Source organism: Streptomyces sp. NPDC107522 (assembly GCF_055657525.1).
In genome coordinates this window covers 159,657-178,311 of the sequence record NZ_JBVKAU010000004.1, presented here as the reverse complement: position 1 = coordinate 178,311, position 18,655 = coordinate 159,657, and the positions used below count along the sequence as shown (strand labels likewise).

Genomic DNA, 18,655 nt, shown 5'->3' with positions numbered 1-18,655 from the left:
CGACGGCTCCCTACTCCCGGCCCACCAGCGTCAGCAACGTGGCCTCAGGCGGGCAGGCGAAGCGGAACGGTGTGTAGCGGTTCGCGCCGCAGCCCGCGGAGACGTGCAGGTAGGACGTACGGCCCTCCACCGTGTGGGTCGACAGGCCCTTCACCCGGTCCGTGTCCAGGTCGCAGTTGGTGACCAGGGCGCCGTAGAAGGGAATGCAGACCTGGCCGCCGTGGGTGTGCCCGGCCAGGATCAGGGGGTAGTCGTCGGCCGTGTACGCGTCCAGGACGCGCAGGTACGGCGCGTGCACCACGCCCATCGAGAAGTCCGCGGCGCCCGACGGGCCGCCGGCCACCTGCTCGTACCGGTCCCTCTTGATGTGCGGGTCGTCCAGGCCGGTGAGCTCCACCGACACGCCCTCGACCTTCAGCGTCCCGCGCGTGTTCGTCAGGTTGAGCCAGCCCGCGGCGTCGAAGCCGTCGCGCAGGTCCTCCCAGGGGTTGTGGATCGCGCCGACGACGGGCGGGTTGCCGTTCAGGCCGTGGCGGCCCTGGACCTTCTCCAGCAGGTAGCGGGCAGGGTTGCGCGGCCTGGGGCCGTAGTAGTCGTTGGAGCCGAAGACGTATGCGCCGGGGAACTCCATCAGCGGGCCCAGCGCGTCCAGGACCTCCGGCACGCCCTCCGGGTCCGACAGGTTGTCGCCCGTGTTGATCACGAAGTCGGGGCGCAGGCCGGCCAGTGAGCGCAGCCAGCGCTGCTTCTTGCGCTGGCCGCTCACCATGTGGATGTCGGAGACCTGGAGCACGCGCAGCGGACGCATGCCGGCGGGCAGGACGGGCACCGTCACCCGTCGCAGGCGGAACGAGCGGGCCTCGAAACCCGCCGAATACAGCAGACCGGCAGCGCCAACCGCCGTGATGCCCAGGGGTACTCCGTATCGCGCGCGCATACGTCCATCGTGTCAGACCACGGAAGTGCCCCGTGCCCGGCCGCCGTCGACCACTCCGGTACGACGCCTGCGCGCAGGCCCCTTGAAATCAACGGGCGTTCCGCTGCCCACACCTGCGACAATCGACCCCATGACCACGCTCAAGTCGAAGCTGCAGGAAGACCTCAACGCCGCGATCAAGGAGCGCGACGAGCTCCGCTCCTCGACGCTCCGGCTGACGCTCGCCGCGATCACCAAGGAGGAGGTCGCGGGCAAGGAGAAGCGCGAGCTCTCCGACGACGAGGTGCAGAAGGTGATCACCCGCGAGGCGAAGAAGCGCCGCGAGGCGGCCGAGGCCTTCGCGCAGGGCGGTCGCAGCGAGCAGGCCGAGCGGGAGAAGGCGGAGGGCGAGGTGCTCGCCACGTACCTGCCCAAGCAGCTCGGCGACGACGAGCTGAACCAGATCGTCGCCCAGGCGGTCGAGGAGGCCAAGGCGGCGGGCGCCGAGGGTCCGCGTGCCATGGGCGCCGTCATGAAGATCGTGAACCCGAAGGTGGCCGGCCAGGCGGAGGGCGGCCGGGTCGCCGCCGTGGTGAAGAAGCTGCTCGCCGGCTGAGCGCGGCCCGCCCCCGCTCCGGTCGTCGGGCGAACCGAACGAAGAGCCCGGGGCCGCTCTCGGCGGCCCCGGGCTCGCGTCTCTCTGAGGAGTCAACCGTGGGCGCCGGCATCCTCATCGTGCCGCTGACCGTCTATCTCGTCCTGGTGACGGTGCTGTGCGTGAAGGTCGGCGACAAGACCTCGTGGAGGGTGGGCTGGCTGATGGCGGCGGCCGTGGTGTTCCTGCCGGTCGCAGTCGTCATCGCCGCCGTCATGCCCTGAGCTGAGCCCGGCGGGAGGCCGCAGGCCGAGTTCCCAATATGGGCACCCTCGTGGCGGGGCCTGCGCGTGATCACGTCACGGCGTCCGCCGAGAGAGTGCCCATAGTGCCTAGCCGGCGCAATGATGCCCGGGCCGTCGGAGAGTCAGCCGCGGCCTCCATTGCCGTTGCCGTTCGTCTGGCCCTGCCACCAGCCCTCCGGGATCGAGAACGAAGGCGACGGGAAGGTGCCGCCATCCGTGCCGCCGTCCGCACCGCCGGTGATGCCTCCGTCGGTCAGGCCGCCGATGAAGCCCCCGTTGTTGCCGTTTCCGTTGCCGTTCCCGTTGTCGCCGTCGTCGTCCTCGTCTTCGTCGCGGCCCTTGTCCTTCTCCCGGTCCGGGATGTTCACCAGGTTGAAGTCGGGCGCGTCCTTGCCGTCCAGGGCGCCCGTCATCATGTCGCGCCAGATCGGGCCCGGCACCTCACCACCGAACACCTTGTCGTGCCAGACACCGCCGATGCTGATGCCCTGCATCTTCCGCTTGTGGGTGGGGTCGCCGACCCAGACGGCGCCGGCCATGTTCGGCGTGTAGCCCACGAACCAGGCCGCGTACCGCTCGTCCGTCGTACCGGTCTTGCCGGCGCTGGGACGGCTGCCGAGGCCCGCCTCCGTGCCCGTACCGTCCTCGACCACGCCCTTCAGGAGGGTGTTGATGGTGTCGGCGGTGGTCTCGGACATCGCGCGCCGACAGGTCGACTTCGGGACCTCCAGGGACTGCGTCTTCCCGCCGGCCTTCTGGGTGACCGACTCGATGGCGACCGGCGTGCAGTACATCCCGCGCGAGGCGAACGTCGCGTACCCGGCAGCCATCGTCAGCGGAGACATCTCCATGGTGCCGAGGGCGATCGACGGCGCCTGGGCGAGGTCACCGCCGTCGGCCCGCTCGACGCCCATCTTCTTCGCCATCGTCGTCACCGGGCAGATGCCGACCTCCGAGATCATCTGCACGAAGTAGGTGTTGACCGACTTCGCGGTCGCCTCCTTCATGTCGTACGGGCCGACCTCGGAGTCGTTCTCGTTGGTGAGCTTGACGCCCTTCTCGTTCCAGACCTTGCCGTCGCAGGCCTGGACCGGGCTCGGGTACTCCATCTCGTACGGCGAGGAGTACACCTGCGTCGGCGCCATGCCGCCCTCGAGGGCCGCCGCGGCCACGATCGGCTTGAACGTCGAACCGGGCTGGTAACCCGCGCCGCCGCCCATGTTCAGGTCGACGGAGAGGTTGAGCACCGTCTCGTTCTTCTTGACCTCGTTGCCGTACGGTCGGGACTGGCCCATCGCCAGGATCTTGCCGGTGCCGGGTTCCACGATGGTGGCGGCGGTGGCCACGTCGTCCTTCTGGTAGACGTGCTCCTTGATGGACCGCTGGACCGACTTCTGCGCCTGCGGGTCCATCGTGGTCCGGATCGTCAGACCGCCCTGGTTCCAGATCTTGGCCCGGTCCTCCTTGCTCTTGCCGAAGACCGGGTCGGTCAGGAACACCTTGCGCACGTAGTCACAGAAGAAGCCGCCGCCCTTGACCGCGGTGATGCAGCCGTTCTTGGGCTTGCTGACCTTCAGGCCCAGCGGCGTCTCCTTGGCCTTGTCGGCGTCCGCCTGGGAGATGTCGCCGACGTCGGCCATGCGCTGCAGGACGATGTTGCGCCGCTTGGTGGCCTCGGCCTCGTCGTTGATCGGGTCGTACCGGCTGGGCGACTGGACGATGCCGGCGAGCAGCGCCGCTTCCTGGAGCTTGAGGTTCTTGGCGGACTTGGAGAAGTAGCGCTCGGCGGCGGCCTCGACGCCGTATGCCTGCTGGCCGAAGAACGTGATGTTCAGGTAGTTCTCGAGGATCTGCTTCTTGCCGAGCTCGTCCTCGACCTGGATCGCGTACTTCAGCTCCTTGATCTTGCGGCCCAGGGTCTGCTGGGTGGCCTGCGCGACCTTCGTCGGGTCGTCGCCGGCCTCCTCGACGAAGACGTTCTTCACGTACTGCTGCGTGAGCGTGGACGCGCCCTCCGCGACGCCGCCGCTCTGGGCGTTGCGGTTGAGGGCGCGCAGGACGCCCTTCAGGTCGACCGCGCCGTGCTGGTAGAAGCGGGCGTCCTCGATCGCGACGATCGCCTTCTGCATGTACGGCGAGATGTCCTTGAGGTCGACCACCGTGCGGTCGCGTGAATACACCGAGGCGATCGTGCCGCCCTTGGCGTCCAGGATCGTGGTGCGCTGGCTCAGCGGTGGGGTCTTGAGGCTGACCGGGAGCTCGTCGAAACTCTCGACCGAACCCTTGGCCGCAAGTCCCAGTGCGCCGACGGCCGGCAGCGCGATACCCGCCAGCACGGCTCCCGCGAGCACACTGACACCGAGGAACTTGGCGGCCTGCTGCGTTGGCGAGAGACCACCGCCCGAGCGCTTCTTTGGCATGAGGGCAGCCTAAACCGTAGAGATGAGCGAACCGAGGGCCGACCGTGCGTGAGCACGCCACGGAGAAGTGATGTCGGCCATGGCACGGCAATGCAACCCATTCGCCGGACAGGCGCGCAGGCCTTGGCCTAAGCTGCTCTCAACTGTCACAGCAGTGCGGCCACGTATCAATACGTCCGGCGACCCCGAATCGTTGCGGCGGTCCCCCAACTTTTTTGTTGGGCACGTGTCCGAATCCGCCTTGTGTGTCATCCGGCGTCCGTTGTGACTCAACAGAACTGTCCCGTTTTGCCGGGAAGGTCACGCATGTCGCCAGCTCACTCCCCCGGGTGATCTGCCGCTTACGCATAGTCCGTTCGGGCCATTCAAGATTGGGCCCGCTGGGGGTGTTGCGCTGTGCCCACCTTCCGTAACGTCCTCAACTGGCGGCGGTGAATATGCCGCTGCCGCCGTGGGGGAGCCTCGATTCGGGAGAGGACGGCGCCGGTATGGGCTGGGTAGTCGACTGGAGTGCGCAGGCGGCCTGCCGCACTACCGATCCGGATGAACTGTTCGTTCAGGGAGCAGCGCAGAACAGGGCCAAGGCGGTGTGCACCGGATGTCCGGTGCGCACGGAGTGCCTGGCCGACGCGCTGGACAATCGCGTCGAGTTCGGCGTGTGGGGAGGCATGACGGAGCGGGAGCGCCGCGCACTGCTGCGCAGGCGGCCGACCGTCACCTCGTGGCGCCGGCTGCTCGAGACGGCACGTACGGAGTACGAGCGCGGGGCGGGCATCCTGCCGCTCGACGACGACGAGGTGTACGAGAACTACGCGGCGGTGAGCTGAGGGGGCCCAAGGGGCCCTCCCCTCAGTCCCTCAGCGGATCCGAAGGGCTTCGGTCCGACAGGACTCCCTCAGGCGCCGACCGCAGGATCAGGCAGCTCCGGCCGATTGGCCGCGAGCCGGTTTCCGATGTCCCGCAGGCCGGTGAGGTCATGCACGTCGCCGGGCAGCGCGGCCACTTCGGCCACCGCCACCTCGGGGTGGAGCGCGGTGAAGCGGTCACGCGTGCGCTGCTCGCGGGAGAGCAGCTGCATACGCTCCGCGTGCAGCCTCAACAGGCCTGCGGTGAGCTGGTCGACGGACCGCTCCACATGCGGAGTGACGGACTGCGGTTCGTCCGTGGCCGGAGTGTGCTCCATGTCCGTGGCGGCGGGGGAGCCTTCGTCAGGAGCCGGTACCTCGGAAGTGGCCGATTCTGAACTGCCGTACGTGTCGGGGGAGTTACGAAGTCCAGCTTTCCCTCCCTCCTGATCCACAATGCGGGGCTCTTCAAGATTTTCCGCGGCGGCGAGCGCCCGCTCGGCCGACAGCCGGTCGGCGCCGCTGCCGTGGACCCGGTTGAGCACCAGACCGGCGAGCGGCATGTCCTCGGCGGCCAGCCGCTCCACGAAGTACGCGGCCTCGCGCAGCGCGTCCCGCTCCGGCGCCGCCACCACCAGGAACGCCGTCCCGGGCGCCTGCAGCAGCTTGTACGTCGCGTCCGCGCGCGTGCGGAACCCTCCGAACATCGAGTCCATCGCGGCCACGAAGGTCTGTACGTCCTTCAGCAGCTGCCCGCCCAGCAGCTTGCCCAGCGCGCCCGTCATCATCGACATGCCGACATTCAGGAACTTCATCCCCGCGCGCCCGCCGACCTTCGCCGGGGCCAGCAGCACGCGGATCAGCTTGCCGTCCAGGAACGAGCCGAGCCGCTTGGGCGCATCCAGGAAGTCCAGCGCCGATCGGGACGGCGGCGTGTCGACGACGATGAGGTCCCACTCGTCCCTGGCCCGCAGCTGCCCCAGCTTCTCCATCGCCATGTACTCCTGCGTGCCCGCGAAGCCCGCCGAGAGCGACTGGTAGAAGGGGTTGCCCAGGATCGCGGCCGCCCGGCCGGGGTCCGCGTGCGCCTCGACGATCTCGTCGAAGGTGCGCTTCATGTCGAGCATCATCGCGTGCAGCTCGCCGTCGCCCTCGACGCCCTTCACCCGGCGCGGGGTGTTGTCCAGGGAGTCGATCCCCATGGACTGGGCGAGCCGGCGGGCCGGGTCGATGGTGAGCACGACCACCTTCCGCCCACGCTCGGCGGCCCGCAGGCCGAGAGCGGCCGCGGTGGTCGTCTTCCCCACGCCGCCCGAGCCGCAGCACACCACGATCCGCGTCTTCGGATCGTCCAGCATCGGGTCGAGGTCGAGCACGCGCGCGGGGGAGAGGTGCTGGGGGTGGTGCGGCTGGCGAGCGGCGTCGTGCGTGTGGGCCGGTTCCGGACGACTCATGACATCCCCTGCTTCCGACGTACCGCGTACCGCTCGCACCTGGTGAACGAACTCATGTCAGACCCTGTTCCCGCAGTTCGCGCGCGAGTTCGTACAGGCCTGCCAGGTCCATGCCCTCGGACAGCAAGGGCAGCTCGTGCACGGGCAGCCCCAACTCGTCCAGCACCGCCCGCTGTTCCTGCTCCAGCGCGTACCGCTCGGCGTACTCGTCGGCCTGCGCCAGCAGCGGGTCCACCAGCCGCTCGGCGTTCCCGCCGCGTCGCGCCCCGCCGAGCCCGGCCGAGGACAGCGACTTGGCCACGGCGGCGCGCGGAACGCTTCGTACGAGTTCCAGGTCGGCCGCGTCCAACACCTCGGGCCGCACCATGTTCACGATGATCCGCCCGACCGGCAGCCGCGCCGACCGCAGCTCGGCGATCCCGTCCACGGTCTCCTGGACGGGCATCTCCTCCAGCAGCGTCACCAGATGCACGTCCGTCTCCGCGGACTTCAGCACCCGCATCACGGCCTGCGCCTGGTTGTGTATCGGGCCGATCTTGGCGAGGCCCGCCACCTCGTCGTTGACGTTCAGGAAGCGGGTGATGCGCCCGGTGGGGGGCGCGTCCATCACCACGTAGTCGTAGACGAACCGCCCGCTCTTGTCCTTGCGCCGCACGGCCTCGCACGCCTTGCCGGTCAGGAGTACGTCTCTGAGGCCCGGCGCGATGGTGGTGGCGAAGTCGATGGCGCCGAGCTTCTTCAGGGCCCGGCCGGCGCCGCCCATCTTGTAGAACATCTGGAGGTAGTCCAGAAGGGCCAGTTCGGGGTCGATGGCGAGGGCGTACACCTCCCCGCCCCCTGGAGCGACGGCGATCTTCCGCTCCTCATAGGGCAGCGCCTCTGTCTCGAAGAGCTGCGCGATGCCCTGCCGGCCCTCGACCTCGACGAGAAGCGTCCGCTTCCCCTCGGTGGCGAGAGCGAGCGCGAGCGCGGCGGCGACCGTGGTCTTTCCGGTCCCGCCCTTGCCGCTGACGACCTGGAGCCTGCTCACGTCTTCGAGCCTAACCAGTCGCCGCGCCGGCTACGCGACTGCCTGTGGACAACGTGACCCGCGGTCGGCCGCATGGCCCTCCGCATGGCCCTCCGCATGGCCCTCCGCATGGCCCTCCGCATGGCCCCTCATGGACCCCGTCGGGCAGCGGATAAAGTCGGCCACATGACCAAGTGGGAATACGCAACCGTGCCGCTGCTCGTCCATGCCACGAAGCAGATTCTGGACACCTGGGGCGAGGACGGCTGGGAGCTCGTCCAGGTCGTGCCCGGGCCGAACAACCCCGAGCAGCTCGTGGCCTACCTGAAGCGGGAGAAGCAGGCATGAGCGCCGTCGAGGCGAAGCTCGCCGAGCTGGGCCTGACGCTCCCGGAGGTCGTGCCTCCGCTGGCCGCCTACCAGCCGGCCGTCCAGTCCGGCGTGTACGTCTACACCGCCGGCCAGCTCCCCATGGTGGACGGCAAGCTTCCGGTCACCGGCAAGGTGGGCGCGGAGGTCACCGCCGAGGAGGCCAAGGAGCTCGCCCGTACCTGCGCCCTGAACGCCCTCGCGGCCGTGAAGTCGGTGGCGGGCGACCTGGACCGCATCGCGCGCGTGGTGAAGGTGGTGGGCTTCGTGGCCTCGGCCCCGGACTTCACCGGCCAGCCCGGCGTCCTCAACGGCGCGAGCGAACTCCTGGGCGAGGTCCTCGGCGACAAGGGCGTCCACGCGCGCAGCGCGGTGGGCGTGGCCGTGCTCCCGCTGGACGCGCCGGTGGAGGTCGAGGTCCAGGTGGAGCTGACGGGGGCGTAGGCCTCCGGCGGTTGAGCCGTTGTGGGCCCGGTGCTCGTGCGTGGGTCGTTTGTCGGCGGCCGGGCGTGGGCGGTCGTGCCGGTCGTCGTGTTTCGGCGGCGGGGCGTGGGCGGTCGTGCCGGTCGTCGTGTTTCGGCGGTCGTGCGGGGCGGTCGGGTGCCGGTGGTTCTGGCCCTGTGGTCGTGTGCGAGTTGTCGGGTTCTGGCGGTTGTGGGCCCAGCGGTCGTGCGTGGGCGGTCGTTCCGTGTGTCGGCGGTCGTGTGCCGTCGCCCCGTCGCAGCAGCCTGTCCGGGGAGCCCGGGCAGGCTGGACATCGCTGAGCGGCGGCGGGAATGGCCCCGCCTCCGGCAGCGGTACGCGCGCGTGCGCGGCGGCAAGCGCGGGCCCCTGTCAGCCGGGCCTGTCGGGTCAGGGCGTGCCTGTCGGGTCAGGCGGCCGGCCGGTCATGAGGTCAGGCCGACTCGATGAGGCCGTGTTCCTCCAGGTAGTCCATCTGCGCCCGTACCGACAGCTCGGCCGCCGGCCACAGGGAGCGGTCCACGTCCGCGTACACGTGGGCCACGACCTCGGCCGGTGTGCGGTAGCCGTCCTCGACCGCCGTCTCGACCTGGGCGAGGCGGTGGGCGCGATGGGCGAGGTAGAACTCGACGGCGCCCTGGGCGTCGTCCAGGACGGGGCCGTGGCCCGGCAGGACGGTGTGCACGCCGTCGTCGACCGTGAGGGACCTGAGCCGCCGCAGCGAGTCCAGGTAGTCGCCGAGGCGGCCGTCGGGATGCGCCACGACCGTCGTACCGCGGCCCAGGATCGTGTCGCCGGTCAGGACGGCGCGGTCGGCCGGGAGATGGAAGCAGAGCGAGTCGGCGGTGTGGCCGGGCGTCGGTACGACCCGCAGTTCCAGGCCGCCGACGGCGACCACGTCCCCGGCAGCGAGCCCCTCGTCGCCCAGCCGCAACGCCGGATCGAGGGCACGCACGCGCGTGCCGGTCAGTTCGGCGAAGCGTACGGCGCCCTCGGCGTGGTCAGGGTGGCCGTGCGTGAGGAGGGTCAGGGCGACGCGCTTGCCGGACTTCTCGGCCATGGCGACGACATTGCGCAGGTGTCCCTCGTCCAGTGGGCCGGGGTCGACGACGACGGCCAGGTCCGAGTCCGGCTCGGCGACGATCCAGGTGTTGGTGCCGTCCAGGGTCATCGCGGAGGGGTTGGGCGCGAGGACGTTGACGGCGCGGGGGGTGGCGGGGCCGGAGAGGACCCCGCCTCGCGGCTGGCCGGGGAGGGCTGCTGCGTCCGTCATACGAGGGGGCCTTCCAGGGCTGCGGGCACTGTGGGCACGTCGGGCTGTGCGGGCACTGTGGGCACTGCGGGCACGGTCATGCGGGGGCTCCGCCGGTCGGGATGTGCTTGGTGAACTCGTCGTGGCCCGGCCAGGAGAGCACGATCTCGCCGTCTTCGAGGCGAGCCTCGGCCAGGACCGGGGTGAGGTCGCGATCGGGGGCGCCGGCGAGGGCCTCGGCGGCGCTGCCGTACGGGGTCAGCTGGCGCAGGGTCGCGATGGTGGGCGGCATCATCAGCAGCTCGCCCTTGTCGTAGGAGGACGCCGCGTCCGCGGGGCGGATCCACACCGTACGGTCGGCCTCCGTGGAGGCGTTCCGGGTGCGCTGGCCCTTGGGGAGGGCGGCGACGAAGAACCACGTGTCGTAGCGGCGCGGCTCGAACTCCGGGGTGATCCAGCGGGTCCAGGCGCCCAGGAGGTCCGAACGCAACGCCAGTCCCTGGCGGTCCAGGAACTCGGCGAACGACATGTCCCGGGCGACCAGGGCGGCGCGGTCCGCCTCCCAGTCCTCGCCCGTCGTGTCGCCGACGACGGAATCACCGGTGGGACCGGCGAGCAGGACGCCCGCCTCCTCGTACGTCTCCCGTACGGCCGCACAGACGATCGCCTGGGCCTCCGCCTCGTCGACCCCGAGCCTTTGCGCCCACCACGCGCGCGTGGGGCCCGCCCAGCGAACCGGATGCTCGTCGCGCGGGTCGACGCCGCCGCCCGGGTAGGCGTACGCCCCGCCGGCGAAGGCCATGGAGGCCCGGCGGCGCAGCATGTGCACGGCAGGACCGGCGTCGGTGTCCCTGAGCAACATGACGGTGGCCGCCCGCTTCGGAGCGACAGGAGTGAGGCTTCCGTCCGCCAGCGCACGGATACGGTCCGGCCACTCCGGTGGGTACCACTGCCCGTTTGCCATGGGCGGAGGCTATCTCCTGGGGCGCGGATGTTCGAGGGGGGCTCTGGGGGGCCTCCGCTTCTCGGCGCCGCCCCGCATCATTCAGCCTGTCCGGCGTTTGAGGACGAGGCACCACCATCCCGAACCCCCACCCACCCGTTCGCAGGAGGCGTCCACCTGTTCAACGCCGGGAGGCATCATCCAGCCCGTCCGGCGTTTGAGGACGAGGCCCTTCGGGCCGACGGGGGTCCAGGGGGCGGAGCCCCCTGGCGGGGTCGAAGGGGCGGAGCCCCTTCAGGATGGGACGGGTAGGGGCGGCGGGGGCGAGACACCCCCGACGGCAACCACAACGGGGCCCCGCCTCGCAGTGAGGTGGCGCCCCGGCGGTCGTACGACTCGGCGTGGTTACCGCGACCGTTTGGCCAGCCGCTCCACATCCAGCAGGATCACCGCACGTGCCTCCAGGCGGAGCCACCCGCGCTGGGCGAAGTCGGCGAGCGCCTTGTTGACCGTCTCACGCGACGCGCCGACCAGCTGGGCCAGCTCTTCCTGCGTCAGATCGTGTACGACGTGGATGCCTTCCTCGGACTGCACGCCGAAGCGGCGCGAGAGGTCCAGGAGCGCCCGGGCCACGCGGCCGGGGACGTCCGAGAAGACAAGGTCGGACATCGCGTCGTTGGTGCGGCGCAGACGGCGCGCGACGGCGCGCAGCAGTGCGGTCGCCACCTCGGGGCGTGCGTTCAGCCAGGGCTGCAGGTCGCCGTGGCCCAGACCCAGCAGCTTGACCTCGGTCAGCGCGGTAGCCGTCGCCGTACGCGGACCCGGGTCGAAGAGGGACAGCTCGCCGATGAGCTCACCGGGGCCGACGACGGCCAGCATGTTCTCGCGGCCGTCGGGCGAGGTGCGGTGGAGCTTCACCTTGCCCTCGGTGACGACGTACAGCCGGTCACCGGGGTCACCCTCGTGGAACAGGGAGTCGCCGCGTGCGAGGGTCACCTCACTCATGGAGGCGCGGAGCTCCGCGGACTGCTCGTCATCGAGCGCCGCAAAGAGCGGGTTGCGCCGCAGAACGTCGTCCACGAGTTCTCTCCTTGTCGACCTGCTCAGGGGATCGCTCCCCCGCGTACCAGGGAACCGTGCTCCCCATTTTGCCGGACGGTCCAAACAGTGTGATCTGTCACAAGGATGCCGCACAGGTGTCCCGAGGTAAGCGGCAGGGGTCCAATTGGGGGCCGATCTTGGGGGTCCGGGGCGGATGTCGGTGTCGGGCTTTAGGCTGGCCGAGTGTCCAAATCGCCGGTGAGAACACAGGCCAAGGGGGCTGGGCGGGTGGTTGTACGTCGCGATTCCGCTGTGGGCGAACAGGACCCTGGTGGCGGAGGGAAAACGGCAAAAGCGGCGAAAAAGGTGTCAGGTGAAACGGCCGCGGATGGCGAGAAGGCTGCGGTGAAGAAGCCGACGGCCGCGCGGAAGGCCGCGCCTGCGAAGAAGGCGGTGGCGAAGAAGGCGGCGGCCACCGCGAAGAAGGCGGCACCTGCGAAGAAGAAGTCTGCGACGGCGGGGAAGACGACGACGGCGAAGAAGAAGTCTGCGACGGCGGGGAAGACGACGACGGCGAAGAAGACAACGGCGACCGATAAGAAGGTCACCGGTAAGAAGGTCACCGGCGCGGTGGTCACGAAAAAGGTGGTCGGCAAGAAACCCGCCATCGCCCCGAAGAAGGCCACCGCCCCCGTCAAGGGCGCCTCCCCGGCCAAGACCGTCACCCCGCCGAAGCCCCCCACGGCCGAGTCCCGCACCGCTCTCGTCCGCCGGGCCCGCCGTATCAACCGCGAGCTCGCCGAGGTCTATCCGTACGCCCATCCCGAGCTGGACTTCGACAACCCCTTCCAGCTCCTGGTCGCCACGGTCCTGTCCGCCCAGACCACCGACCTGCGCGTCAACCAGACCACCCCCGCGCTCTTCGCCAAGTACCCCACCCCAGAGGACCTGGCCGCCGCAAACCCGGAGGAGGTCGAGGAGATCCTCCGTCCGTGCGGCTTCTTCCGGGCCAAGACCAAGTCGGTCATGGGCCTGTCGAAGGCGCTGGTGGAGAACCATGGCGGCGAGGTCCCGGGGCGACTCGAAGATCTCGTCAAGCTGCCCGGAGTCGGGCGCAAGACGGCTTTCGTCGTGCTCGGCAACGCCTTCGGCCGGCCCGGCATCACCGTGGACACGCACTTCCAGCGGCTGGTGCGGCGCTGGCAGTGGACCGAGCAGACGGACCCGGACAAGATCGAGGCCGAGATCGGCGCACTGTTCCCCAAGAGCGACTGGACGGACCTCTCGCACCATGTGATCTGGCACGGCCGCCGCATCTGCCACGCCCGCAAGCCCGCGTGCGGTGCCTGCCCCATAGCGCCGCTCTGCCCGGCGTACGGCGAGGGCGAGACGGACCCGGAGAAGGCGAAGAAGCTCCTCAAGTACGAGAAGGGCGGCTTCCCCGGCCAGCGCCTCAAGCCCCCGCAGTCCTACCTGGACGCGGGCGGCAGGCCCGCCCCGCCGCTGGGGGCCGGATGACGGGGCGAACGGGAGGGATCGGGGCCCCACCACGCGCGCGTACGGCCGGGTCGGGGTGGTCCGGCCGACGGGCGGCGTGCGGTCGTACGGCCCCGGCGGAACGATCTAGGTGCCGTCAGGCGTTGGACTCTGCAGGACGACGGGGGTGGCGATGACGCGCGCGAGCGGTACGCAGGACGGGCCGGTGGTGCTCAGCAAGGAGGGGCTGCCCGACTGGCTGGACCCGGTGGTGCGGGTGGTGGAGACGGTCGAGCCGCTGCAGCTGAGCCGCTTCCTGCCGCCGGAGAACGGCGCGGGGCGCCAGTCGGCCGTACTGATCCTCTTCGGTGAGGGCGAGTGCGGGCCCGAGCTGCTGCTCATGGAGCGGGCCAGTTCGCTGCGGTCGCATGCCGGACAGCCGTCCTTCCCCGGTGGCGCGCTCGACCCGGAGGACGGCGATCCACAGGCCGACGGGCCGCTGCGGGCGGCTCTGCGCGAGGCCGAGGAGGAGACGGGGCTCGACCCGAGCGGCGTCCAGCTCTTCGGCGTGCTGCCCAAGCTGTACATCCCCGTCAGCGGCTTCGTCGTCACACCCGTGCTGGGCTGGTGGCGCGAGCCCAGCCCGGTCGACGTCGTCGATCCGAACGAAACGGCCCGCGTCTTCACCGTCCCCGTGGCGGATCTCACGAACCCGGACAACCGGGCCACGACCGTCCACCCCAGCGGCCACCGAGGCCCGGCATTTCTGGTCGAATCGGCCCTGGTCTGGGGTTTCACGGCCGGAATCATCGACCGTCTGCTCCATTTCGCGGGCTGGGAGCGCCCCTGGGACCGCGGCAAGCAGGTCCCGCTCGACTGGCGGTCATGACAGGGTGTCTGCGGTGCTGTGTTCCTCCGGGGGCCGCTGTGTCCGACTGCTGCTTCGCGGCGGGCCGGGCCCTGGGCCGACCGGGCGTGATCGGAAAGTGACGAGGCGGAGCCTGAAGCAGTGAACGTGCTGGACATCCTGTTGCTGGTCGCCGCCGTGTGGTTCGCGATCGTGGGCTATCGCCAGGGTTTCGTCGTCGGCATCCTGTCGGTGATCGGCTTCCTCGGCGGCGGCCTCGTGGCCGTGTACCTGCTCCCGGTCATCTGGGACTGGCTGACCGACAACGCCGAGGTGAGCACGACCGCCGCCGTCGTCGCGGTCGTCGTCGTGATCGTCTGCGCGTCCGTCGGCCAGGCCCTGACCACCCACCTCGGCAACAAGCTGCGCCGGTACATCACCTGGTCCCCGGCCCGCGCCCTGGACGCGACCGGCGGCGCCCTCGTCAACGTCGTCGCGATGCTCCTGGTGGCGTGGCTCATCGGCTCCGCCCTCGCCGGGACGACGCTGCCGACGCTCGGCAAGGAGGTCCGCAACTCCAAGGTGCTGCACGGCGTTTCGCAGGCGCTGCCCGACCAGGCGGACACCTGGTTCGCGGACTTCTCCTCGGTCCTCGCGCAGAACGGCTTCCCGCAGGTCTTCAGCCCGTTCGCGAACGAGCCGATCAACGAGGTGCAGCCGCCCGACCCGGCTCTCGCCAACAGCCCGGTGGCGACCCGCGCCCAGCGCTCCATCGTCAAGGTCATGGGCACGGCGACGAGTTGCGGCAAGGTCCTGGAGGGCACCGGCTTCGTCTTCGCCGACCGCCGCGTCATGACCAACGCGCATGTCGTCGGCGGCGTCGACGAACCCACCGTCCAGATAGGCGGCGAGGGCAAGAAGTACGACGCGACGGTCGTCCTCTACGACTGGGAGCGCGACATCGCCGTACTGGACGTGCCGGACATGCGAGCGCCCGTGCTGCAGTTCACGTCCACCGACGCCCAGAGCGGCGACAGCGCGATCATCGCGGGCTTCCCGGAGAACGGGTCGTACGACGTCCGTGCCGCACGCGTGCGGGGGCGCCTGCCGGCCAACGGACCGGACATCTACCACCGTGGCACCGTGAGCCGAGACGTCTACTCGCTGTACGCGACCGTCCGCCAGGGCAACTCCGGCGGCCCGCTGCTCACGCCCGAAGGCAAGGTCTACGGCGTGGTCTTCGCGAAGTCCCTGGACGACGCCGACACCGGCTACGCGCTCACCGCGGACGAGATCCAGGAGGACATCGTCAAGGGGCGTACCGCGAACCAGCAGGTGGACAGCGACAGCTGCGCGCTCTGACGGCCGGTCGAGGTCAGCCGCGCGGGTGGCGCAGGCGTACCGAGACCCAGCGGGCCCGGCGGCGCAGGATGCGCGGAATGCCCACCCGGAGGTCGGCGCCCGCTATCTGCGGGGTGCTGCCTCGCTGGTGGGAGCTCAGCCCACCGGCCGAGCGGCGATTGCGTGCTGCGTCACTGTAGTCGTGCGTCCAGCCCATACCCCGACGTCTGCCCCTGCCCCATGGTCGATAACCGCCTCACGCGCCCCCAATTGGCCTATGCGCCGGGCAATTGGCTGTTCGTAGGACAGGTGTTCAGTTCCGGATACCGGGCGCATCGGTGCGGTCACCGATCGGGTTCGGGGTCTTTCAGCCAGTTGATGAGTTCGGTGGAAAAGGCGACCGGGTCTTCCTCGTGGGGGAAGTGCCCGAGCCCGTCGAACAGCCGCCAGCGGTACGGCGCTTCGACGTACTCGCCCGAGCCGGCCGCGCTGCGCGTCCGCATCACCGGGTCCAGGGAGCCGTGCAGATGCAGCGTCGGGACGCGCACCGGCCGCTTCATGCGCCGGTTGAACTGGATGCCGTCGGGGCGGGCCAGCGAGCGCACCATCCAGCGGTACGGCTCGATGGAGCAGTGCGCCGTCGACGGGATGCAGATCGCGCGGCGGTACGTCTCCACCGCGTCGTCCTCCGGCTGGCGGGGGCCCGACCAGTCCCGGACCAGCCGGGCGACGAGCGCCCCGTCGTCGGCCGTGAGCTGCCGCTCGGGGATCCAGGGCCGCTGGAACCCCCAGATGTAGGAACTCGCACTCGTCTGCTTGACGTCCGAGAGCATCGCCGAGCGCCAGCGCCGCGGGTGTGGCATGGACGCGACCGCGAGCCGCCGCACGAGCTTGGGGCGCATCACGGCTGCCGTCCACGCCAGATATCCGCCCAGATCGTGACCGACCAGCGCGGCGTCGGGCTCGCCGAGGGAGCGGATCACGCCGGTGATGTCGAGGGCGAGGTTGGCCGGGTCGTAGCCGCGCGGCGTACGGTCGCTGCCGCCGACCCCCCTGAGGTCCATCGCGACGGCCCGGAAGCCCGCGTCGGAGAGCGCGACGAGCTGGTGCCGCCAGGCCCACCAGAACTGCGGGAAGCCGTGCAGCAGCAGCACCAGCGGCCCGTCGCCCATCTCCGCGATGTGGAAGCGCGCACCATTGGCGGCCACGTCCCGATGTGTCCAGGGACCATCGAGTCGTACGACCGAAGCAGGTTGCGCCGAAGGGGTGGCGGGATCCGTCATGACGACGAGCGTGCCACAGCCTCGATGGCCGCGGGCGCCCGGTCCTCCAGCTCCGGCGCGGATGCGGCGCGCGGGTGCGGCTTGGCCTTCTGCAGGACGCCCGCCGTCTCCTTCATCGACGCGGCGACCTTCTGCGGGCCCTTGCTCTTCTTGGCCTTCTTCGCGAAGACGACGCCGATCAGGGCGAGGACCGCGGCGACGAGGACGTTCGCTGCGAAGGACAGCAGGAAGCAGATCGCGAGGTTCCAGTCGCTCCAGGTCCGAATGCCGTACGCCAGGGCGAAGTTGAGCATCGGCAGGGAGAACACGAGCACAGCGCCGGCCATGGTGAACGCGCCGCCGCTCGTCGCGCCGCGCTTGACGTCCTGCTTGAGCTGCGCCTTGGCCAGCGCGATCTCGTCGTGCACCAGCGCCGACAATTCGGTCGTCGCCGAGGCGAACAGCTGGCCGATGCTGCGTTCGGCGCCGACCGGGCTGCCGTCGGGTGCGCTCATCGCGGTCTCCCTCGTGTGTACGGTTCCGTCTTCTGCCTGACTGCGTACGGTTCCGTCTTTTGTACCGTCCCGTCAGATCATGCCCGACGCTGCTCCTCCTCGCCTGCCCCGCCCGCTACTTCGGCAAGCGCGTGGCGTGCGGCGGCCTTCTCTGCGGCGATACGGCGGTGCTCGGCGGCCTTGCGCTCGTAGAGGGCGGCGAGCCGCAGGTGGTATTCCGGCATGTCCTCCTCGTAGATGTCCGGAATGCCGTCCGCGTCCTCGTCGCGCTCCTCGACCTCGACCATCCTGCGGTACTTGGCGTTCCGTATCTTCAGCAGCACCGTCGCCAGGATCGCCGCGGCGAGGGAGCCCATGAGTACGGCGGCCTTGACCTCGTCGGTCAGCGCGGCGTCGCCCTCGAAGGCGAGCTCGCCGATGAGCAGCGAGACGGTGAAGCCGATGCCGGCGAGGGTGGCCACCGCGAACACGTCGGCCCACTCCAGGTCGTCGCTGAGCGCGGCCCTGGTGAAACGTGCCGTCAGCCAGGTGCCGCCGAAGATGCCGAGCGTCTTGCCGACGACCAGCCCGAGGACGACACCGAGCGTCTCCGGCTGGGTGAACACATCGCCGAGCGCGCCGCCGGAGATGGCCACACCGGCGCTGAACAGCGCGAACAGGGGGACGGCGAGCCCCGCCGACAGGGGACGTACGAGATGCTCGATGCGCTCACCGGGGGAGTGCGTCTCGCCTTCGCGCCGGGTGCAGCGCAGCATCAGCCCCATCGCCACGCCCGCGATGGTGGCGTGGACGCCGCTGTTGTACATCAGCCCCCAGATCACGAGGGCGAGCGGGACGTACACGTACCACCCGCGTACGCCCTTGCGCAGCAGCAGCCAGAAGACGCCCAGGCCGACGACGGCGCCGCCGAGCGCCACGAAGTCGATCTGGTGGGTGAAGAAGATCGCGATGATCAGGATCGCGAACAGGTCGTCGACGACGGCGAGCGTGAGCAGGAAGGCGCGCAGGGCGCTCGGCAGGGAGGTGCCGATGACGGCGAGCACGGCGAGCGCGAAGGCGATGTCGGTGGCGGTCGGAACCGCCCAGCCATCCAGCGAGCCGCTCCCGGTGAGGTTGGTCAGCGTGTACACCAGCGCGGGTACCGCCATGCCGCACAGTGCCGCGATGACCGGCAGCACGGCCGCCTTGGGGTCCTTGAGATCGCCGGCCACCAGCTCACGCTTGAGCTCGATGCCGGCGACGAAGAAGAAGATCGCGAGAAGGCCGTCGGCGGCCCAGTGCTCGATGGACAGGTTCAGCCCGAGGGCCTCGGGGCCGAGGTGGAAGTGGCCGACGGTCTCATAGCTGTCGCGCAGTACGGGCACGTTCGCCCAGAGCAGCGCGGTGATCGCGGCGACGAGCAGCAGCACGCCACCGACGGTCTCGGTGCGCAGCGCTTCCGCGACGAAGTTCCGCTCCGGGAGGGAGAGCCGTCCGAGGAGCTTGCGGGCGGGAGCGGGGGTGCGGGGCGCGGCCACGGGGGAGACCTCCGGTCGGTGGGCAGGACGCAGTACATGCCGACCAGACTTCCCGGCGCACCTGAGAACGAGTTTGTTTTGTTTAGC

19 protein-coding genes are annotated in these 18,655 nt (G+C 70.2%); 8 read left to right on the top strand and 11 right to left on the bottom strand.

Going from position 1 to position 18,655, the window contains the following annotated elements; translation table 11 throughout:
- Window positions 1–10: 10 nt before the first annotated feature.
- The gene (locus ACZ7L6_RS14695; protein WP_471923697.1) at window positions 11–937 is read right to left on the bottom strand and encodes a metallophosphoesterase; all 927 of its coding nucleotides are present in this window, start codon (window positions 935–937) and stop codon (window positions 11–13) included.
- Window positions 938–1,067: 130 nt separating this feature from the next.
- On the opposite strand from ACZ7L6_RS14695, the gene ACZ7L6_RS14690 reads away from it, so the two are divergent.
- Window positions 1,068–1,532, top strand: coding sequence for a GatB/YqeY domain-containing protein (locus ACZ7L6_RS14690; RefSeq protein WP_471923695.1), 465 nt, complete (start codon window positions 1,068–1,070; stop codon window positions 1,530–1,532).
- A gap of 98 nt (window positions 1,533–1,630) precedes the next feature.
- Entirely contained in the window at window positions 1,631–1,795 is a 165-nt protein-coding gene (locus ACZ7L6_RS14685; protein ID WP_471923693.1) for a hypothetical protein, read from the top strand.
- Window positions 1,796–1,938: 143 nt separating this feature from the next.
- On the opposite strand, the gene ACZ7L6_RS14680 is transcribed toward ACZ7L6_RS14685, so the two are convergent.
- On the bottom strand, window positions 1,939–4,236 hold the full coding sequence (locus tag ACZ7L6_RS14680) for a transglycosylase domain-containing protein (RefSeq protein ID WP_471923691.1): 2,298 nt from the start codon (window positions 4,234–4,236) through the stop codon (window positions 1,939–1,941).
- Window positions 4,237–4,724: 488 nt separating this feature from the next.
- Here ACZ7L6_RS14680 and wblA point away from each other — a divergent pair, with 488 nt between their 5' ends.
- Entirely contained in the window at window positions 4,725–5,063 is a 339-nt protein-coding gene (gene wblA, locus ACZ7L6_RS14675) for a transcriptional regulator WblA (RefSeq protein ID WP_062697668.1), read from the top strand.
- A gap of 68 nt (window positions 5,064–5,131) precedes the next feature.
- Here wblA and bagB read toward each other — a convergent pair whose 3' ends face one another.
- Complete coding sequence (bagB, locus tag ACZ7L6_RS14670; protein WP_471923689.1) at window positions 5,132–6,535, bottom strand: ATPase BagB; 1,404 nt, start codon at window positions 6,533–6,535, stop codon at window positions 5,132–5,134.
- Window positions 6,536–6,587: 52 nt separating this feature from the next.
- Window positions 6,588–7,565: an ATPase BagA gene (gene bagA, locus ACZ7L6_RS14665; protein ID WP_471923687.1), complete on the bottom strand. Its 978-nt coding sequence runs from the start codon at window positions 7,563–7,565 to the stop codon at window positions 6,588–6,590.
- A 165-nt stretch (window positions 7,566–7,730) separates the two neighbouring features.
- On the opposite strand from bagA, the gene ACZ7L6_RS14660 reads away from it, so the two are divergent.
- Together ACZ7L6_RS14660 and ACZ7L6_RS14655 are read left to right on the top strand one after the other, a co-directional pair.
- Window positions 7,731–7,892 (top strand): DUF4177 domain-containing protein, encoded by a 162-nt coding sequence (locus ACZ7L6_RS14660; protein WP_003975360.1) that lies wholly within the window; start codon window positions 7,731–7,733, stop codon window positions 7,890–7,892.
- Entirely contained in the window at window positions 7,889–8,356 is a 468-nt protein-coding gene (locus ACZ7L6_RS14655; protein WP_471923685.1) for a RidA family protein, read from the top strand. Before ACZ7L6_RS14660 ends, ACZ7L6_RS14655 begins: the two co-directional genes overlap by 4 nt.
- Before the next feature lie 451 nt (window positions 8,357–8,807).
- On the opposite strand, the gene ACZ7L6_RS14650 is transcribed toward ACZ7L6_RS14655, so the two are convergent.
- From ACZ7L6_RS14650 to ACZ7L6_RS14640, 3 genes are all read right to left on the bottom strand, one after another.
- Complete coding sequence (locus ACZ7L6_RS14650) at window positions 8,808–9,647, bottom strand: MBL fold metallo-hydrolase (RefSeq protein WP_471923683.1); 840 nt, start codon at window positions 9,645–9,647, stop codon at window positions 8,808–8,810.
- 76 nt (window positions 9,648–9,723) lie between these two features.
- Window positions 9,724–10,590, bottom strand: coding sequence for an NUDIX hydrolase (locus ACZ7L6_RS14645; RefSeq protein ID WP_471923681.1), 867 nt, complete (start codon window positions 10,588–10,590; stop codon window positions 9,724–9,726).
- Between the two features lie 384 nt (window positions 10,591–10,974).
- Entirely contained in the window at window positions 10,975–11,649 is a 675-nt protein-coding gene (locus tag ACZ7L6_RS14640; RefSeq protein WP_015658871.1) for a Crp/Fnr family transcriptional regulator, read from the bottom strand.
- A 366-nt stretch (window positions 11,650–12,015) separates the two neighbouring features.
- Between ACZ7L6_RS14640 and nth the strand changes: the two genes are divergently transcribed.
- The 3 genes from nth (at window position 12,016) to ACZ7L6_RS14625 (ending at window position 15,295) form a co-directional block, all read left to right on the top strand.
- Window positions 12,016–13,128, top strand: a complete 1,113-nt coding sequence (nth, locus tag ACZ7L6_RS14635) for an endonuclease III (RefSeq protein WP_471923679.1) — start codon at window positions 12,016–12,018, stop codon at window positions 13,126–13,128.
- A gap of 151 nt (window positions 13,129–13,279) precedes the next feature.
- Window positions 13,280–13,975, top strand: coding sequence for an NUDIX hydrolase (locus tag ACZ7L6_RS14630; protein WP_471923677.1), 696 nt, complete (start codon window positions 13,280–13,282; stop codon window positions 13,973–13,975).
- A 120-nt stretch (window positions 13,976–14,095) separates the two neighbouring features.
- Window positions 14,096–15,295 carry a MarP family serine protease gene (locus tag ACZ7L6_RS14625; protein ID WP_471923675.1) on the top strand — a complete coding sequence of 400 codons (1,200 nt, stop codon included), beginning with the start codon at window positions 14,096–14,098 and terminating at the stop codon, window positions 15,293–15,295.
- Window positions 15,296–15,308: 13 nt separating this feature from the next.
- On the opposite strand, the gene ACZ7L6_RS14620 is transcribed toward ACZ7L6_RS14625, so the two are convergent.
- The 4 genes from ACZ7L6_RS14620 to nhaA all read right to left on the bottom strand — a co-directional run bounded on the left by ACZ7L6_RS14620 (window position 15,309) and on the right by nhaA (window position 18,568).
- Complete coding sequence (locus ACZ7L6_RS14620; RefSeq protein ID WP_471923673.1) at window positions 15,309–15,491, bottom strand: hypothetical protein; 183 nt, start codon at window positions 15,489–15,491, stop codon at window positions 15,309–15,311.
- Between the two features lie 127 nt (window positions 15,492–15,618).
- Window positions 15,619–16,557, bottom strand: coding sequence for an alpha/beta fold hydrolase (locus ACZ7L6_RS14615; RefSeq protein ID WP_471923671.1), 939 nt, complete (start codon window positions 16,555–16,557; stop codon window positions 15,619–15,621).
- The gene (locus tag ACZ7L6_RS14610) at window positions 16,554–17,051 is read right to left on the bottom strand and encodes a phage holin family protein (RefSeq protein WP_471923669.1); all 498 of its coding nucleotides are present in this window, start codon (window positions 17,049–17,051) and stop codon (window positions 16,554–16,556) included. Before ACZ7L6_RS14610 ends, ACZ7L6_RS14615 begins: the two co-directional genes overlap by 4 nt.
- Window positions 17,052–17,128: 77 nt before the next feature.
- The gene (gene nhaA / locus ACZ7L6_RS14605) at window positions 17,129–18,568 is read right to left on the bottom strand and encodes a Na+/H+ antiporter NhaA (protein WP_471923667.1); all 1,440 of its coding nucleotides are present in this window, start codon (window positions 18,566–18,568) and stop codon (window positions 17,129–17,131) included.
- Between the last annotated feature and the right edge of the window lie 87 nt (window positions 18,569–18,655).

Bases quoted from the DNA above. Each gene is read 5' to 3' on its own strand.
- ACZ7L6_RS14695 (WP_471923697.1), bottom strand. From the start codon at position 937: ATGCGCGCGCGATACGGAGTACCCCTGGGCATCACGGCGGTTGGCGCT.
- ACZ7L6_RS14690 (WP_471923695.1), top strand. From the start codon at position 1,068: ATGACCACGCTCAAGTCGAAGCTGCAGGAAGACCTCAACGCCGCGATC.
- ACZ7L6_RS14680 (WP_471923691.1), bottom strand. From the start codon at position 4,236: ATGCCAAAGAAGCGCTCGGGCGGTGGTCTCTCGCCAACGCAGCAGGCC.
- wblA (WP_062697668.1), top strand. From the start codon at position 4,725: ATGGGCTGGGTAGTCGACTGGAGTGCGCAGGCGGCCTGCCGCACTACC.
- bagB (WP_471923689.1), bottom strand. From the start codon at position 6,535: ATGAGTCGTCCGGAACCGGCCCACACGCACGACGCCGCTCGCCAGCCG.
- ACZ7L6_RS14660 (WP_003975360.1), top strand. From the start codon at position 7,731: ATGACCAAGTGGGAATACGCAACCGTGCCGCTGCTCGTCCATGCCACG.
- ACZ7L6_RS14655 (WP_471923685.1), top strand. From the start codon at position 7,889: ATGAGCGCCGTCGAGGCGAAGCTCGCCGAGCTGGGCCTGACGCTCCCG.
- ACZ7L6_RS14650 (WP_471923683.1), bottom strand. From the start codon at position 9,647: ATGACGGACGCAGCAGCCCTCCCCGGCCAGCCGCGAGGCGGGGTCCTC.
- ACZ7L6_RS14645 (WP_471923681.1), bottom strand. From the start codon at position 10,590: ATGGCAAACGGGCAGTGGTACCCACCGGAGTGGCCGGACCGTATCCGT.
- ACZ7L6_RS14630 (WP_471923677.1), top strand. From the start codon at position 13,280: ATGACGCGCGCGAGCGGTACGCAGGACGGGCCGGTGGTGCTCAGCAAG.
- ACZ7L6_RS14620 (WP_471923673.1), bottom strand. From the start codon at position 15,491: ATGGGCTGGACGCACGACTACAGTGACGCAGCACGCAATCGCCGCTCG.
- ACZ7L6_RS14615 (WP_471923671.1), bottom strand. From the start codon at position 16,557: ATGACGGATCCCGCCACCCCTTCGGCGCAACCTGCTTCGGTCGTACGA.
- ACZ7L6_RS14610 (WP_471923669.1), bottom strand. From the start codon at position 17,051: ATGAGCGCACCCGACGGCAGCCCGGTCGGCGCCGAACGCAGCATCGGC.